At 46.0% G+C, this 15,603-nt stretch carries 13 protein-coding genes; 4 read left to right on the plus strand and 9 right to left on the minus strand.

All coding sequences use genetic code 11. The features are described 5' to 3' along the window. Positions 1-39: 39 nt before the first annotated feature. Positions 40-2,412 (minus strand): TonB-dependent receptor, encoded by a 2,373-nt coding sequence (locus BF9343_RS06190; protein WP_032570140.1) that lies wholly within the window; start codon positions 2,410-2,412, stop codon positions 40-42. Between the two features lie 106 nt (positions 2,413-2,518). Here BF9343_RS06190 and BF9343_RS06195 point away from each other — a divergent pair, with 106 nt between their 5' ends. Together BF9343_RS06195 and BF9343_RS06200 are read left to right on the plus strand one after the other, a co-directional pair. Then, a complete protein-coding gene (locus BF9343_RS06195) occupies positions 2,519-2,956 on the plus strand; it encodes a putative signal transducing protein (protein ID WP_005786108.1) in 438 nt (145 codons plus the stop codon). 31 nt (positions 2,957-2,987) lie between these two features. Further along, positions 2,988-3,806, plus strand: coding sequence for an alpha/beta hydrolase (locus tag BF9343_RS06200; protein ID WP_005786111.1), 819 nt, complete (start codon positions 2,988-2,990; stop codon positions 3,804-3,806). 216 nt (positions 3,807-4,022) lie between these two features. On the opposite strand, the gene BF9343_RS06205 is transcribed toward BF9343_RS06200, so the two are convergent. Continuing rightward, complete coding sequence (locus BF9343_RS06205; protein WP_041926189.1) at positions 4,023-4,847, minus strand: DUF4595 domain-containing protein; 825 nt, start codon at positions 4,845-4,847, stop codon at positions 4,023-4,025. Between the two features lie 169 nt (positions 4,848-5,016). Between BF9343_RS06205 and BF9343_RS06210 the strand changes: the two genes are divergently transcribed. Both BF9343_RS06210 and mnmA read left to right on the plus strand, forming a co-directional pair. Beyond that, the gene (locus BF9343_RS06210) at positions 5,017-6,303 is read left to right on the plus strand and encodes an O-acetylhomoserine aminocarboxypropyltransferase/cysteine synthase family protein (RefSeq protein ID WP_010992441.1); all 1,287 of its coding nucleotides are present in this window, start codon (positions 5,017-5,019) and stop codon (positions 6,301-6,303) included. Positions 6,304-6,307: 4 nt separating this feature from the next. Beyond that, the gene (mnmA, locus tag BF9343_RS06215) at positions 6,308-7,369 is read left to right on the plus strand and encodes a tRNA 2-thiouridine(34) synthase MnmA (RefSeq protein ID WP_005800832.1); all 1,062 of its coding nucleotides are present in this window, start codon (positions 6,308-6,310) and stop codon (positions 7,367-7,369) included. A 124-nt stretch (positions 7,370-7,493) separates the two neighbouring features. On the opposite strand, the gene BF9343_RS06220 is transcribed toward mnmA, so the two are convergent. From BF9343_RS06220 to pbpC, 7 genes are all read right to left on the minus strand, one after another. Next, positions 7,494-8,171: a LuxR C-terminal-related transcriptional regulator gene (locus BF9343_RS06220; protein ID WP_005786122.1), complete on the minus strand. Its 678-nt coding sequence runs from the start codon at positions 8,169-8,171 to the stop codon at positions 7,494-7,496. Between the two features lie 105 nt (positions 8,172-8,276). Beyond that, positions 8,277-8,867, minus strand: a complete 591-nt coding sequence (locus BF9343_RS06225; protein ID WP_005786125.1) for a DUF4251 domain-containing protein — start codon at positions 8,865-8,867, stop codon at positions 8,277-8,279. A gap of 68 nt (positions 8,868-8,935) precedes the next feature. Then, entirely contained in the window at positions 8,936-10,366 is a 1,431-nt protein-coding gene (locus BF9343_RS06230) for a Na+/H+ antiporter NhaC family protein (protein ID WP_010992442.1), read from the minus strand. Positions 10,367-10,390: 24 nt separating this feature from the next. Beyond that, positions 10,391-11,263, minus strand: coding sequence for a VIT1/CCC1 transporter family protein (locus BF9343_RS06235; protein WP_005786129.1), 873 nt, complete (start codon positions 11,261-11,263; stop codon positions 10,391-10,393). Between the two features lie 334 nt (positions 11,264-11,597). Then, a complete protein-coding gene (locus tag BF9343_RS06240) occupies positions 11,598-12,026 on the minus strand; it encodes a hypothetical protein (RefSeq protein WP_005800831.1) in 429 nt (142 codons plus the stop codon). 32 nt (positions 12,027-12,058) lie between these two features. Continuing rightward, positions 12,059-13,234 carry an MFS transporter gene (locus BF9343_RS06245; protein ID WP_005786133.1) on the minus strand — a complete coding sequence of 392 codons (1,176 nt, stop codon included), beginning with the start codon at positions 13,232-13,234 and terminating at the stop codon, positions 12,059-12,061. Positions 13,235-13,258: 24 nt separating this feature from the next. Further along, a complete protein-coding gene (pbpC, locus tag BF9343_RS06250) occupies positions 13,259-15,598 on the minus strand; it encodes a penicillin-binding protein 1C (RefSeq protein ID WP_010992445.1) in 2,340 nt (779 codons plus the stop codon). Positions 15,599-15,603 lie beyond the last annotated feature (5 nt).

The raw sequence follows: 15,603 nt of genomic DNA on the forward strand, positions 1-15,603 counted from the left end.
TGTGAGTTTTTATAGTTAATAATATAGTTGTTTCGAGATTTAATATTCAAATGTGATACCCAAGGTTGGCATTAATGTTCCGCTTTTCTGGGTTATGTATTTCATTTTGTAGCGCTGTTCTGCCATGGGGGCGGATGGATTTTCGATAACGCCTGTACTCATCAGGATATCCGGTTGCTTGAATTTGCTGTTTGTCACATTCTGCAAATCGATGTAGAATCCCAACATACAGCGTTTCAGATAAAATGTTTTGTCCACTCGTACATCCAGTTGGCCGAAGGCGGGCAAGCGTCCGGTATTGTACTTTGTGTAGTCATAGTATGGACGTCCCTGTGCATTCCATGCCGTAACAAGAGATGATTTTTCCACATCATAAGGGGTATAGGGTGCTCCTCCTATACAGCTGATTTTCATGCCCAGGCTCCAGTTGTGTGGAAAGTTATAAGTTCCACTCATATTGAAAATGTACCGGTTGTCCCAAGCGGAAGCGATGTACTCCGATTGTTTGTTGTTGCGGTATTCGCTTTTGAACAGGGTGAACGAGGATGCCAGATTCAGTTTTTTAGCTATCAGCCATTTCATTAATATTTCTATGCCGTATGCACGTCCTTGGGCGGTAGAGGACAAGGCTTCGTTTCCGATGACTCCGTAGTCATTGCCTTTGCAAGCCAGGGGGATGCCGTCTGCGATGGAGAACGGTATTTTATCATATTGTTTGTAAAAACCTTCGGCAGACAGTTCGAATGTATTTCCCGGATGCCAACTCAGGCCGAGACTTTCTTGACTGACGCTCATGTAACGGAGGTATTTGTTGACCCATGCTCCATTGTTATCTTTAAATCCCAATCCGGTATAAGGCGGGAGCTGATAATATAGTCCTGCATTTCCACTTAAATATAATCCGTCTGTCAGCCGGTATGATAGTGACAGGCGGGGTGAGAGTTGGTCGCCCATCCCTTTCATGCCGGAAGAAAAGTTGTTGGCATCGGTCCGTACGCCGAGTGAGGCAGTGAATCGTTCATCGGTAGTTGCATAGTTGATGGTTCCGAATATGCCCCAACGCCACATACCCAGATATGTGTGATAATCAAACGTCCTGCCTTCATCAATATACACTCGTTGAAAGGTGGTGTTGGTGTATTGGGAATAATCCAGATTGGCTCCGAAATTAATTTTCCAATTACCGAAAGTCGAGGTGTTCTCTATCCGGAATTTGGTCTCCTGTTCCACTGAGCGCAACTTCAGGGATAAGTTGTCCGCACTGCTTTCGTCATTATTCAGATATTTGGTATTGCGGTTGTTCAGGTAACTGTGGCTGACGACTACAGATTGTACATGTATGCCTGCATAGTGACGGTATACGGCTCCCAGTGTAAAAGTCTCCTGCTGTATCTTGGGCAGGTAACTCAATATGTATTCCGCTTTTTCTCCATCCAGCTTGGTATTCAGTTTCATGTTATCGATTCCTCCGAGCCCGAGTATTGTCAACTCGTTGTTGGCATTGAAGCGAGTTTTCAGTTTAAATTGTGCGTCGGTGAAAGTTGGCAGGAAAGGTAACCCCAACATGTCAAATAAAAACTGGAGGTATGACTGACGCACCGAAACCAGATAAGATGTCTTCTTTCCTATATGTCCGTTCGATGCTAACGAGACTTCCGAGGCTCCTAAAGTTGCTTTTAATGAATTGCGTTCCATATCTCCGTCCCGAAGCTTAAAGTCGAGTACCGAACTCATGGCATTCCCTCTGTCGGTCGGAAAAGCTCCCGTATAGAAATTGACTTCACGAATCAAGTCTGCGTTGATGATGCCCACCGGACCTCCCGAGGCCCCTTGAGTGCTGAAATGATTAATATTGGGAATTTCTACTCCATCCAGATAGAAACGGTTTTCGGAAGGAGATCCTCCGCGTACGATCAGGTCATTTCGATATCCGGCAGGGGAGAAGGCAACGCCCGGATAAGATTGGACAATACGTGAGATATCCCGGTTGGCTCCGGGGCTTTTCTCGATTTCCTGCAATCCGATGATACGTAGCCCTACAGGACTCTCCGGGTCTCTTCGGAAAGGAGAAGCAGTAACCGTGACTCCTTCTAATTCGGTCAGGTTTTCTTCTGTTTCTATTTGGATGGTGAGATCTTTAGTAGAGACGATATATTCGGGGGTGAGTATGGTTTTGTATCCTACAGCAGACGCCTGCAGACGATAAATGCCCGGAGGGACTTCTCCGATGTTGAAGTGCCCTTCGGCATCTGTCACTCCTCCGCGTCCCAGCCCTAAGACCAGTACATTGATAAATTCCAGCGGTTGACGACTGGCTTTGTCAATCACAGTTCCCTTTATTCGGTGTGTCGGTTGCGCACTGACTGTGGTGAGCAGGCCGAGTAACAACAGGAGCAAAACATTTTTCTTCATTGGCCCGGTTCGATATACTTTGTGAATTCTGTGCAAAGTTATATAAAAATGGTTTCGTCTCTCGTTTTTATCTGCTATTTTTGTGGGAAAGTTTTAAATAGAAAAGATGAAAACCGTAAAACTGATTACTTGCGATGATGCCTTTCAAGCTCATATTATACAGGGAGCACTTGCTAATGAAGGTATTGATTCTCTATTACATAATGAAAATATGTCGACCTTGTTGCGGGGTTTTGTCCATGACATCTCAGGAGTGGATGTCTTGGTGGCGGATTGCGATTATGAAGCAGCCATGCAGTTGCTGAGGCAGAATCAGATGATACCCGAAGAACAGAAGTTTTGTCCTTTCTGCGGTTCGGACCGGATTAAGTTTGTTCTTAAAAAGGAGCATCGTGTGAGGGCTGTCAGCGCTGCCATTGTTTCTATGCTGGCTACTGTCCCGCCCGGAGGCAATCATTGGGAATATATCTGCGACCATTGTGGGAAAGCTTTCGAAAAGCCGGTTACGGAATTCAACCCTTCTGCTTTGGAAGAGAAAGATTGAAAAGACAAACTCTAAAAAACATAGATTAAAAATGAAAAGAAGAAATTTATTTTTGGCTTGTCTGCTTTTATTTGTATTGCCGCTTAGTGCCGCAAGGGTAGATACGCTGATGGTGAAGAGTCCCTCTATGAATAAGGAGGTGCAGGTGTTGGTAGTGACCCCTGATGTTGCTTTGGGAAAAAATGCAGCGGCTTGTCCGGTACTTTACTTGTTGCATGGGTATGGCGGTCATGCTAAGACCTGGATTCAGATAAAACCGAACTTGCCGGAAATAGCAGATGAAAAAGGGATCATTTTTGTGTGTCCCGATGGCAAAGACAGTTGGTACTGGGACAGCCCCAAGAATCCGGCGTACCGATATGAAACGTTTGTTTCTTCAGAGTTAGTGAACTACATTGACCGTAATTATAAAACGATTGCTGATCGGAAGGGACGTGCCATTACCGGTCTCAGCATGGGAGGACATGGGGCAATGTGGTTAGGTATTCGCCATAAAGACGTGTTTGGAGCGGCAGGAAGCACCAGCGGAGGTGTCGATATCCGTCCTTTCCCCAAAAACTGGAGCATGAACAAGCAGTTGGGTGAACTGGCCTCAAATAAAAGAATATGGGATGAACATACGGTAGTCAATCAACTCGACAAGATTCAGAATGGTGATCTTGCTTTAATTATAGATTGCGGTGAGGATGATTTTTTTCTGAATGTGAACAAAGACTTTCACGATCGGTTGTTGGGCCGCAAGATAGATCATGATTTTATTACCCGTCCCGGTGAACACAATGGAAAATACTGGAATAATTCCATTGATTATCAGATTCTTTTCTTCAGCAAGTTCTTTGCCGGAGAGTAAAGAGCGAGTGATAAGGAGCATCATGGGATTATACGTCCCGTTCCTCCCTCGGCGTATGGCATCCGGAGAGGTGCCGGTGAGTCCGGGGAGGAATTGTTTGTAAGGAAAATGCCAATATATGTAATGCCCCATAACAATATATGTAATCGAAATAACATATATTGTTATGGGGCATTACATTACTACTTCGTGGAGGCAGGATTGAAGTCGTTCCCCTTATTCGATGGTGATGCCGATGGTTCTCGTGTCTGTTTTTGTTTCATCGTATGCATCACCGTTTATGTCGATCACAGTACCTGTAGAAGTGGTCTTAGCGATGATTCCGGTTGGCTTTTCGTTTTCATCCAGTTCATAAGTGTATTTTGTATACTCCTCTTTGTTTTCTTCCGGAGTGTTGCCGATAATCAGGTGTTTGGACTGACGGCCCAACAGTCCGGCATAAATAGCGTCGTTGTGGAAAGACAGGGGGTAAGTTTCGCAAACTTGCAGGCAAGGGAGCTGATACAGGTTCTCCGTATTTCCCGCCTGATAATTGGTTTGCAAGCCATTGGCAATGATATGGCTTAAATTCCCGTTGTCGTCGTATGCCAACTCTACGGAAGAATAAGGCGTACTGTTTATTTCTTCATCGATCCGGGTAAGATATTCACCGGAATAGGTGAAGGTGTACTTTCTGACCTGGTCGGACAATTTGTAAGTACATTCGGTGGCATATCCCGCACTTCCTAAGATATAAATGGCGGTATTTCCGTTTTCATCTGCCAATGTCACTTCGTTACCGGAGTAGGAGAGAGTCGTTTCGTGGGTCAGGCTCTGCCCGTAGAACTCCTGTAATGTGGTATGGGTCGTTAGTTTATTGTTATCGTATACATAAGTATCGGTGCGTAATACGTCGCCTCCGTTACTGTGCAGATTCTCTTTCAGGATCATCAGGCTGAAATCGGGGGCCGGAGGAAATTCCCGTTCTTCCTTATCATCGGTACATGCCGAGGTAGCCATGACAGAAAATGATAAAAAGAAACAGTATAGAAGTTTATTCATATCAATAATGTTTTATTTGCCTGCAAATGTAGTTAATAACCTGCTCTATCTACCACGATTGTGGTATAAAAATGCCTTCAATGTGCGATTTCTTTCCATACCGGATTCCTCTATCTTTGCCACATATAAAGATTGGACACTGACAATGAACTCTAAATATAGATAGCAAATGGAAACGAAAAAATTACATTTTGAGACTTTACAACTCCATGTTGGACAGGAGACTCCCGACCCGGCAACCGATGCGCGTGCCGTACCTATTTATCAGACAACTTCCTATGTGTTCCGGGATTCGGCCCATGCCGCCGCACGATTTGGATTGCAAGACCCTGGGAATATTTATGGACGACTGACCAATTCCACTCAGGGAGTATTGGAGGAACGCATCGCAGCACTTGAAGGGGGAGTAGGTGGGCTTGCCGTGGCTTCCGGAGCTGCTGCCGTGACCTATGCTATCGAGAATATCACCCGTTCCGGTGATCATATTGTGGCTGCCAAGACCATTTATGGGGGCACATATAACTTGCTGGCGCATACTCTGCCTGCTTATGGAGTAACGACCACTTTTGTAGATCCGTCCGATCTTTTTAATTTCGAACGGGCGATTCGTGAAAATACAAAGGCGATATTCATTGAAACTCTGGGAAACCCCAATTCCAATATTATCGATATGGATGCCGTAGCTGCCATTGCCCATAAATATCGGATTCCGCTGATTGTGGATAATACTTTCGGTACGCCTTACCTTATCCGTCCCATTGAGCACGGGGCAGACATTGTGGTACATTCTGCCACAAAATTCATTGGCGGACACGGCAGTTCGTTGGGAGGAGTTATTGTCGATTCCGGTAAATTTGACTGGGTTGCTTCCGGTAAATTCCCGCAACTGACCGAGCCGGATGCAAGTTATCATGGGGTACGGTTTGTCGATGCTGCCGGGGCTGCTGCCTACATTGTCCGTATACGTGCCGTGTTGCTGCGCGATACGGGTGCTGCCATCAGCCCGTTCAATGCTTTTATCTTGCTGCAAGGGTTGGAGACTTTGTCTTTGCGTGTAGAACGGCATGTGGCCAATGCTTTGAAGGTTATTGATTTTCTGGTGAACCATCCGAAGGTAGCGGCTGTTAATCATCCATCATTGCCCGGTCATCCGGATCATGCCATCTATCAACGTTATTTTCCTGGCGGGGCAGGTTCTATCTTCACTTTCGAGGTAAAGGGAGGAACGGAGGAAGCGCAGAAGTTTATCGATAGTCTGCAGATATTCTCTTTGCTGGCCAATGTGGCCGATGTGAAGTCGCTGGTGATTCATCCGGGCACTACCACACACTCGCAGTTGAATGCGCAGGAGCTGGAGGAACAGGGGATTAAACCCGGAACGGTCAGACTTTCGATAGGTACGGAGCATATTGAGGACATTATTGATGACTTACGTCAGGCATTAGAGAAAATTTAAAAAAATGGATATAGCAGCATTATTATCGGGAGGAGTGGACAGTTCGGTTGTTGTACATCTGCTTTGTGAGCAGGGCTACAAGCCTACACTGTTTTACATCAAAATAGGTATGGATGGGGCGGAATACATGGACTGTTCTGCCGAAGAGGATATAGAACTGTCTACTGCCATAGCCCGACGCTACGGTTTAGCACTGGAGGTTGTCGATTTACATCGGGAATACTGGGATAATGTGGCTGCTTATGCCATAGAAAAGATACGGAAGGGGCAGACTCCGAATCCGGATGTGATGTGTAACAAGCTGATTAAGTTTGGCTGTTTCGAGCAGCAGGTCGGAAAAGATTTCGATCTTACGGCAACCGGACATTATGCTACGACCTTGCAACTAGGCGGGAAAACCTGGCTGGGTACAGCCAAGGACCCGATAAAAGATCAGACTGATTTCCTGGCCCAGATTGACTATTTGCAGGTTTCGAAATTGTTGTTTCCGATAGGTGGGCTGATGAAGCATGAAGTGCGTGAGATAGCGTTGCAGGCCGGATTGCCCAGTGCCCGTCGGAAGGATAGTCAGGGAATTTGCTTTTTGGGCAAGATAAATTATAACGATTTTGTCCGTCGCTTTCTGGGAGAAAAAGAGGGGGCGGTGATCGAATTTGAAACAGGTAAGAAGATTGGTACTCATCGCGGCTATTGGTTTCATACCATTGGCCAGCGAAAAGGATTGGGATTGGGAGGAGGACCCTGGTTCGTTGTGAAGAAGGATATTCAGGATAACATTATTTACGTCTCCCACGGTTATGATGCCGAGCAGCAGTATGGTTATGAATTCAGGATGAAAGACTTCAATTTTATTACAGATAACCCGTGGGAAGGCTCGACAGGCGAGGAGGAAGTAACATTTAAGATCCGGCATACACCTGAGTTTATCAAAGGCCGTTTGCTACATGACGAAGAGGGATACCGGATTATTTCTTCCGAAAAATTACAGGGAATTGCACCGGGACAGTTTGGCGTGATTTATGACGCCGAATCCCGGGTTTGTTTCGGGAGTGGAGAAATAGGATAAGAATATAACGAAAGCTCCTTCAGATGACACCGGTTTGTACAGAGATGCGGCTTAATAATCGGTCGCTGCTCGAGGTCTGTATGAATCGGTGTATTTGGGTTGATTTTCGGTACGCTCTTCTGCTTTAGATATAATATTCCGCCAGATCCACAATGCCTGCCCGCATGGCATATTTGGTAGCCTCGTGCACATTGTTCACTCCCAGTTTGCGGAATATATTTTTTCGGTGACTGTTGATGGTATGAAAACTCAGATGCTTCTCTGCCGCTATTTCTTTGGTCGTTTTGCCGGAAGCTATTTCTTTTAAGATTATTTTTTCCGTCGGTGTGAGCAGACGGTCTTCCTGCGGTACGAAAGTGTGCACGGCTGAAGCAGTGTTTACATTTCCACTTCCCGATAATAACAGATTGCTTACATGATTGCAGATAAAGCGCTCTTTTCGTGATGCGCATTGCAGGGCCGACATTATCTCTTCTTTGGAGTTGTCTTTCAGCACGACTCCGAAAGCATTGCTGCTGAACAATACCTGCCTCAGAAATCCGATGCTCAATTCATCCGAAAACAATAACCAGTCTGATTCTTTGAATCGTTCCTGAAGGATGATCAATTCATCTGCACCGGAAAAATCAAATAGTGTATAGTCTAAAATAACCACCGCTTGCGGATGAATGCGCAACAACTGGACCAACTCCATCTTATTGTCGGCTTCCAGCAACAAGCTTACCTCTTTTTGCTTGCTTAACAGAAACATCATTCCTGCTTTCGTGATGTCCTGATTATCTGCGATGATATATTCTCTCATAATCTGTCCATAAAAAAACTCCGTTGCAAATGTACACTTTTTGTGCGATTTGCAGCGGAGTTATGTGAATTAGTTACGAGCTTAAATAGAGTCTCGTCACTCTTATTACCATGAACGGCCTTTAAATACATCCGACTGGTTCAGCGGAACAAGGTTGCCGCTCAACGTTAATGTATTGGAGTTGAAGTTCGGATTAATGGTCACAGTGGCGTTGTTGCCTCCGTTTGTCAATGTGATAAAGACTTGTGCCGAGATACCGATACCTTGTACGCTGAAGTTGCAGTTCACATTGCCTCGTTTGTCGGTAGTCACTTTTACATCCGAAGTGGTTCCGTCCACTGTTACACCGCCAATTCCGTTAGGGCCGGGATACGGAGTATTGAACGCTACCTGTACGGTTGCTCTCTGTCCGTTCAACATTACAAAGTTAGTGTTGGACGATACGAAAGCTGTCTGGCCGCGTTTGAAGATTACCTGATCGGCTTCCAGTACAAACTGTTTGTCTTTGATAGCCTGTACGGCTTGCTGATAGGCCACTTGGTCGGCAGCTTGTTCCTCAGCTTTCAGTCTGGCTCTTTCTGCGTCTCTTTGTGCTTTACGGTCAGCGCGGCGTATGTCTCTTTGTGACTCTTGTGCATACATTAAAGTCGATGCACTTACTAATACTAATGCTACTAATGCAATAAACTTTTTCATAACTTTTTTTTGTTTAGGTTTAAAACTGTTGTTCGTTTATTCCAAGAACAACTCCCTTTTCAGATTGTTCACTTGCGTCTCACAATTTTATATCCGATGGCAGCAATCGTAATGCTCATTAACGGACTGATAATGTTGAAGAAGCAATAGGGAAGATAAACCAGTGTAGGAACACTCAGTATCGTAGCTTGCGTCATTCCGCAGGTGTTCCATGGTATTAATACGGAGGTCACTGTAACAGAATCTTCCGTGGTTCGACTGAGCAAACAGCTTTCATAACCTTTCTTTTCATAAATATCCCGGAACATGTTTCCGGTCAGGATAATGCTAATATACTGATCGGCTGTGGCGAGGTTCAGGAAAATACCAGAGCAAACCGTAGAGGCCACCATGCTGACTGTATTTTTCATGAAGCGGACAAATACGGAAGTGATACTTCCTAACATGCCGCCGGCAGTCATAGCCCCGCCGAAACACATCGCACAGATAATAAGCCATACCGTATTCATCATGCCTGCCATACCCCGGGTAGCCACCAGTTCGGTGAGTGCTTCATTGCTTGTCTGTAGACTGGTCCCTCCATAAAGAGTCATCATCAGTCCTTTGAAGATGGACTGTGTGCCTTCGGAATTTTGCAAACCGGATATTTCCTGTAACAGGTCGGGTTGGAAGAATACGGCGAATGCCCCTGCCAATGCCGCCGACAGAAATAAGGTGATGACGGAAGGTACCCGCCAAGCAATCAGTACACCTGTAACTACCGGTACAATCAGCAGCCATGGTGTAATGTGGAACTTTCCTGCCAGTGCGGCCGAGAATTCGGCTATATGTTCTGTGCTTCCGGCATTGTGTGACAATCCGGCTACTGTAAAGATAACCAAGGTAATGATTAGTGAAGGTACGGTAGTTATCAACATATAGCGGATATGTCTGAAGAGGGGAGTATCGGTAACTGAGGCTGCTAATATTGTCGTATCCGATAATGGAGAGATTTTATCTCCGAAGTATGCGCCCGAAATAATGGCTCCGGCTATCCAGCCTTCTTCGAATCCCTGTGCTTTGCCAATGCCCATTAAAGCGATTCCGATGGTAGCAATCGTAGTCCAGGAGCTTCCGGTCATAACCGATACCAAGGCACAGATAATGCAGGTAGAGGTCAGGAAAAAACTGGGATGTATGATTTGCACTCCGTAATAAATCAATGTGGGGACCACACCGCTTATCATCCATGCACCGCTCAATGCGCCGATAATCAGCAGAATGATTAGGGCGGTAGATACGCCTGTAATGTTGTTTGTGATAGCCAGTTCAAAGTCTTTCCAGCCTATTTTGTAGAATCCCATACCGATCAGTATGCAAACGGCTGTTGTAGTCAGCAGGGACACTTGGCTACCTCCGCTGAGTGCATCGCTGCCAAAGGTACGTATGGTGGCAAATAGCATGATAACCAATACGACCAGAGGGATCAGAGAAACAAGAGGTGAGGGGGCTTTTTTCATGATTCTTCTTTTCCTTTTTTATGTTTAAGCGTCTATTCCTGTAAATGTTTTCAGTGCATAGCCTATCAGAAAGCTAATGCCGGCTACGCTGAAACTAAGTACTGCCATCTCGGTGAATCTTTTGCGGAAACTTTCTCCGCGTGCTACCGAATAGTAATAATTAAATAATGCAATGATTACCAAAGCCATGGCCAGCATTACTCCCAAAGCTATCAGTACATTTTCGATCAATATGAAGGGAGCAACCAGCGCCACTACCGTGATGATATAAGCAATACCCGTATAGATGGCGGCCTTTATGGGATGTTTCGTTTCTCCTCCTTCCGATTTGGTCGAGAGATATTCGGAAGAAGCCATTGATAAAGCTGCGGCAATCCCCGTGATGCTTCCCGTCAGGGCTATCAGCCTGGAGTCACTCAAGGCCAGAGTGAATCCCGCCAATGCCCCGGTAAATTCCACCAAAGCATCATTCAGACCGAGCACTACCGAACCCATATATTCAAGTCGTTCTTCGTTGATTAGCCCGATTAATTTCTGTTCATGAACTTCTTCTTCATTGGCCAATTGCCGGAGGTCCGGATAATCTGTATATTTGGCATAATCATGATGTGCATTCTCTTCACTTGACTCCATCAGTTTAATGGCAAATGTAATACCCAGGATTCTTGCCAGCCAGTAATATTTGGCTATACGCAACTTGTCTGGTGCAACGTCGGTTTCCGTATATTTCTTCAGTGTGGCATAGTGCGCTTTTTCTTCTGCTGAGATCAGACGTAATACTTTGCGGTTCGATTCGTCTTTTTCAATAGAGGCCAGTCGTTCGTATACGATACTTTCGGTTTTCTCATTTCGTTGGAAACGGATAAACTCTTCCTTCACTTCTTTCTTCAAGTCCATCTTCATCACTTTTAATTTTGCAAAGATACAATAAATGGCGCAAATGTCATTTATTTCATGAAGTTGAGTCGGGATATTTAAAAGTTCTTTAGCCACATTAAGAATAGGCAATGCTCCTTTTTTCTGAGAGCCTGTTGATTTCAGCCGTTCAGAAATACGTGGTAATTGGCGGTATGGAGTTTAATAACTGTCCGGAAATACTAACTGATATTTGAGCTTTCTCTATAGGGAGGGTAGTTTATGTGGCATTAGGTCTTTTATTCCCTTCGGCTTTCCCTGCTGTTCTGGGGGCGACCTCTGTGAAAAACGAGCGGAGAGAGCTCTTGCATGGGTACTAAGTATGTGGTCTTCTGCGCCACCAGTAGCGTATAAATAATGTGCCTGTGAACATAAGTGCCAGTGAGAGTCCGGTGTAAAATACCGAAATGAAAGTGTCGGGCAACAGGTGTAATGTCCGGATGGTGATTCCCATTGCTATCATGAAACACATGACGATCCATCCCTTTGCATCGAAGAAAGAAAAGGGGCAATTTTTCTCTTTTTTCTTTTGCTCAATCCGGCGAGTGTGTTTGTAGTAGAGCTTTCGGAAGACAAGGACAAAAAAGAGCAGGAAAACAACTGTGGCTTCGCCTACCTTAAAAAGCCAATATTGTGAGTCATTAAGCCAGGTGACAATACCAATCCGGAGAATATTAGCTCCCGCCACTATCCAGACGATGCCGGCTGTGATTAATAACACTTGTCTGTTTACTCCGTACTTCATGATTTATATAACAACTTTTGTTACTATTCGGATTATCGTTTTGAAAAAAAGGTAATCAGCAGTGAGCCGGTAGTCAAGGCCACTCCTGTGCCTATGACTCCATGCCAACCGAATGCCTGCCAGAAAGTTCCTGCCAGAAATGTCCCGGTGGAGGCTCCTATGAAGTAAGTTGTCATAAAAATAGTATTAATGCGGTTCGAAGCACTCGGACAGAGTTCGAAGATACGGGTCTGATTGCTCAATTGGATACATTGCATGCCGATATCGATGATGATGATACCGGCAACGATTCCCCAATAGGAGTTCTCTCCGATAAAGAGAAGCAACCAAGCTGATAAGATCAGTCCGCATCCGATGAAATTGAATCGTCTGACTCCCACTTTCCGTACATACTTACCTACAAGAGAGGCTGATAAGGCGCCGGCAATGCCGCACAATCCTAACATACCGATGATGTGGCTGTCAGCGTAGAAGGGGGCACTTCCCATTTTAAAAGCCAGACATGACCACATGGCCAGAAATGAACCGAAAGCAAGTGCGGCGCGGACTGAAAAGATGCGGAGCTCGGGATACTGCTTCAGCAGTGAAAGCAAAGACTTCATTAAGTCGCTGTATTTGCCCTGAAAGTTCGGGCGTATGTCCGGTAATACCCGCATGACTACCATACCACATATCAGCATCATGCCGGCAGCGATGTAATACATCTCACGCCAACCAAACAGTTCTCCTATAAACCCGCTGACTACACGTGAGGCCAAAATGCCGGTCAGTAGTCCCGATACGACGATTCCTACATTTCTCCCTTTGTTTTCCGGACGTGAGAACTGGGAAGCTATCGGGATGAATATTTGTGGCATCACCGAACAGATGCCGGTGAGGAGCGAGGCACACAGGATGACGTGGATGTTGGGGGCCATCGCGATCACCAGCAACGAAACGATTAATATGGAGAAGCTGGTGAGAATGATCCGCTTTCGCTGATACAAATCGCCTAAGGGGACGATAAACAATAGTCCGAGGGCATATCCGATCTGCGTTACCATGGCAATCAGGTTTGTTTCGAACTCCGAAACACCCAATTCATGGCGGATCATGTTCAGTAAAGGCTGGTTATAGTACAGATTGGCTACCGATATACCTGCAACAATAGCAAGTGTCCAAAGAATCGAAGCCGGTAGTCCGCCGTTTTCTTTCAAAATCTGTTTCATGGCACAAAGTTATCATTTTAGAGGCTATTCCACAAAGAACGTTGTCGAAATTGTATTTCCCTCGTCATCCACTGCCGTCAGGGAGTGTTTGCCGGGGGACGGACGGAGAGAAAGTTTGTGGAAGTCCTGCGTTTGCGTCAGGTATGTCTCGTCCAGATGCCAGTAGATGGTTGTATTCGGATGACTGTGAACCAGTTCGACAGTCAACTGCCCTTTGCTGCCATCCATCTGTTTGGGCAGATGGATACGGGCTCCCATTGGCGGATAAATAAATTGCATCGGTTGGAACCGGTCTTCTCCACATCCTGATTTAAAGGGAGGGAGAGGACGATATTCCGGGTGATGTTGCTTATAATACCATTCCCATACGGGAGGAAGGGTAAACCAGTTACGGCGGACAACCGGTTCGCTATTGGCACAATTCTCGTATATTCGGAACCGTTCATTTGCCGATAAGGTGACCGGGTGATGATAAGGGCAAGCTTCTGTTTTGAGACCTGCCGGAAGGATCAGCAAAGTATCTGTTTCTTCACAGAATCGTCCTTTCAGATGGCCGGACTGCCGACAAATTTCTGCTTCAACCAGTTCGCCCTGAGGACGTTCGAACCAGGGAGAAGAAGGGAGCAGGTTGAATACATCGAACAGGACAGGGCCTGCCGTACGGGCACCAACCAACCCGGGTTTTCCCTCACCCGTAGCATTCCCTACCCATACACCCACTGCATATTTAGGAGTTACACCCACTGCCCAGGCATCCCGGAAACCATAACTGGTACCGGTTTTCCAGGCAATGGTTTGCATGGAAGGAATGGTACGCCAGTCTATTTCTTCCGGTCGGTTCACTTCTTTTATTGCATCAAAAGTCTGCCAGACGGCTCCGGATTGGAACGATGGACGATGAACGGAGGTGGAATCCGACAGGAGGAGTGTACACGGGAATTGAGGTAACCGGTTGAGGCTGCGTCCCATGTTGGCATAGGCCGAAGTGATATCCCATAACGTGGCTTCTGCACCTCCCAGAATCAGAGAAAGTCCGTAATGGCTTGAGGGACGGTTCAGGGTAGTCAGTCCGATTTGTTTCAGGAAACTGTGGAACTTAGGTACCCCGTAACGTTGCAGCATTGTTACCGAAGGTATGTTAAGAGAGCGTGCAATGGCTTCCGAGGCCGGTACGGCTCCTTCAAATTGCAGATTAAAATTTTGTGGAGTGAACCCATTGATGTTGACGGGAATGTCCGGCAACAAAGTATTTGGGAGAATTTCTCCTTCTTGTAGCATGGCATAATAAAGAAAAGGCTTGAGAATACTGCCGGTACTCCGTGGCGACCGGATGACATCTACTTGGTTGCCGCTCTGCTCTTTGTCGAAATGTACATTGCCACAATAGGCTATCGCCTGATTCGTCCGGATGTCAATCACAAGAATCGCCAGATTACGGATGTCACTCCGTTTGAATTCACTGTTCCATCGTTCTACCAAACTTTCAATTTGAGTCTGTATACCTCTGTCGATGGTCGATACGGAGTATTTTCCATTTCGGGTTTGATAGAAATAGTCTGTCAGGTGAGGCGCTATGTGTGGAAGAGGTAAAGGTTCCTGCGGAAGTGGTTCACTGATGGCCAGTTCATATGTCGAAGTATCCAAAATTCCTTTTTTATGCAGGTGTGTCAATAGTCGGTTCCGTTTATCGAGGAGTGCTTGCCGACTTTTCGAAAGATGGATCATGGCGGGTGAGTTGGGGAGTACAGCCAACATGGCCGATTCTGCCCATGATAGTTCTTCAGCCGAATGTCCGAAGTATCGCCAGGCGGCCGCATCCAGTCCTACTACGTTTCCTCCGAAGGGGGCATGTGAAATGTAAAGTGACAGTATCTCTTTCTTAGATTTACGAAATTCCAAACGGGTGGCCCATACCATTTCAATCAGCTTTTCCTTGAATGTACGCGGCTTGTTCCGAGCCAACCGAATGGTCTGCATGGTAAGGGTACTTCCTCCGCTGACGATACGTTTGTGCTTGAGGTTTTGAACTACGGCTCTGCCTATTGCCAAAGGATTGACTCCCCAATGATGGTAGAACTGGCGATCCTCGAATTCAATCAGGCAAGTGGCAACTTTCTCGGGAATATTGTCGCGCGGGGGAAAACGCCATTGTCCATCCGTGGCGATACGGGCACCGAGAAGTTCACCGTTCCGGTCTGTTACGACGGTAGAATAAGGGGAGGTGAATAATTGGCTGGGAAGGCAAAATATATACAGGACAAGAAGGAGGAAAAGGGCAGGTTTCCACCAACTTTTGATACTTATCTTCCACCCCCTCCCTTGAAAGGAGGGGGGAAGATTGTGTGGCTTAAGAATCTGATTCATCAGTT

Origin of the sequence: Bacteroides fragilis NCTC 9343, assembly GCF_000025985.1 — a bacterium.
Classification (GTDB): Bacteria; Bacteroidota; Bacteroidia; order Bacteroidales; family Bacteroidaceae; genus Bacteroides; species Bacteroides fragilis.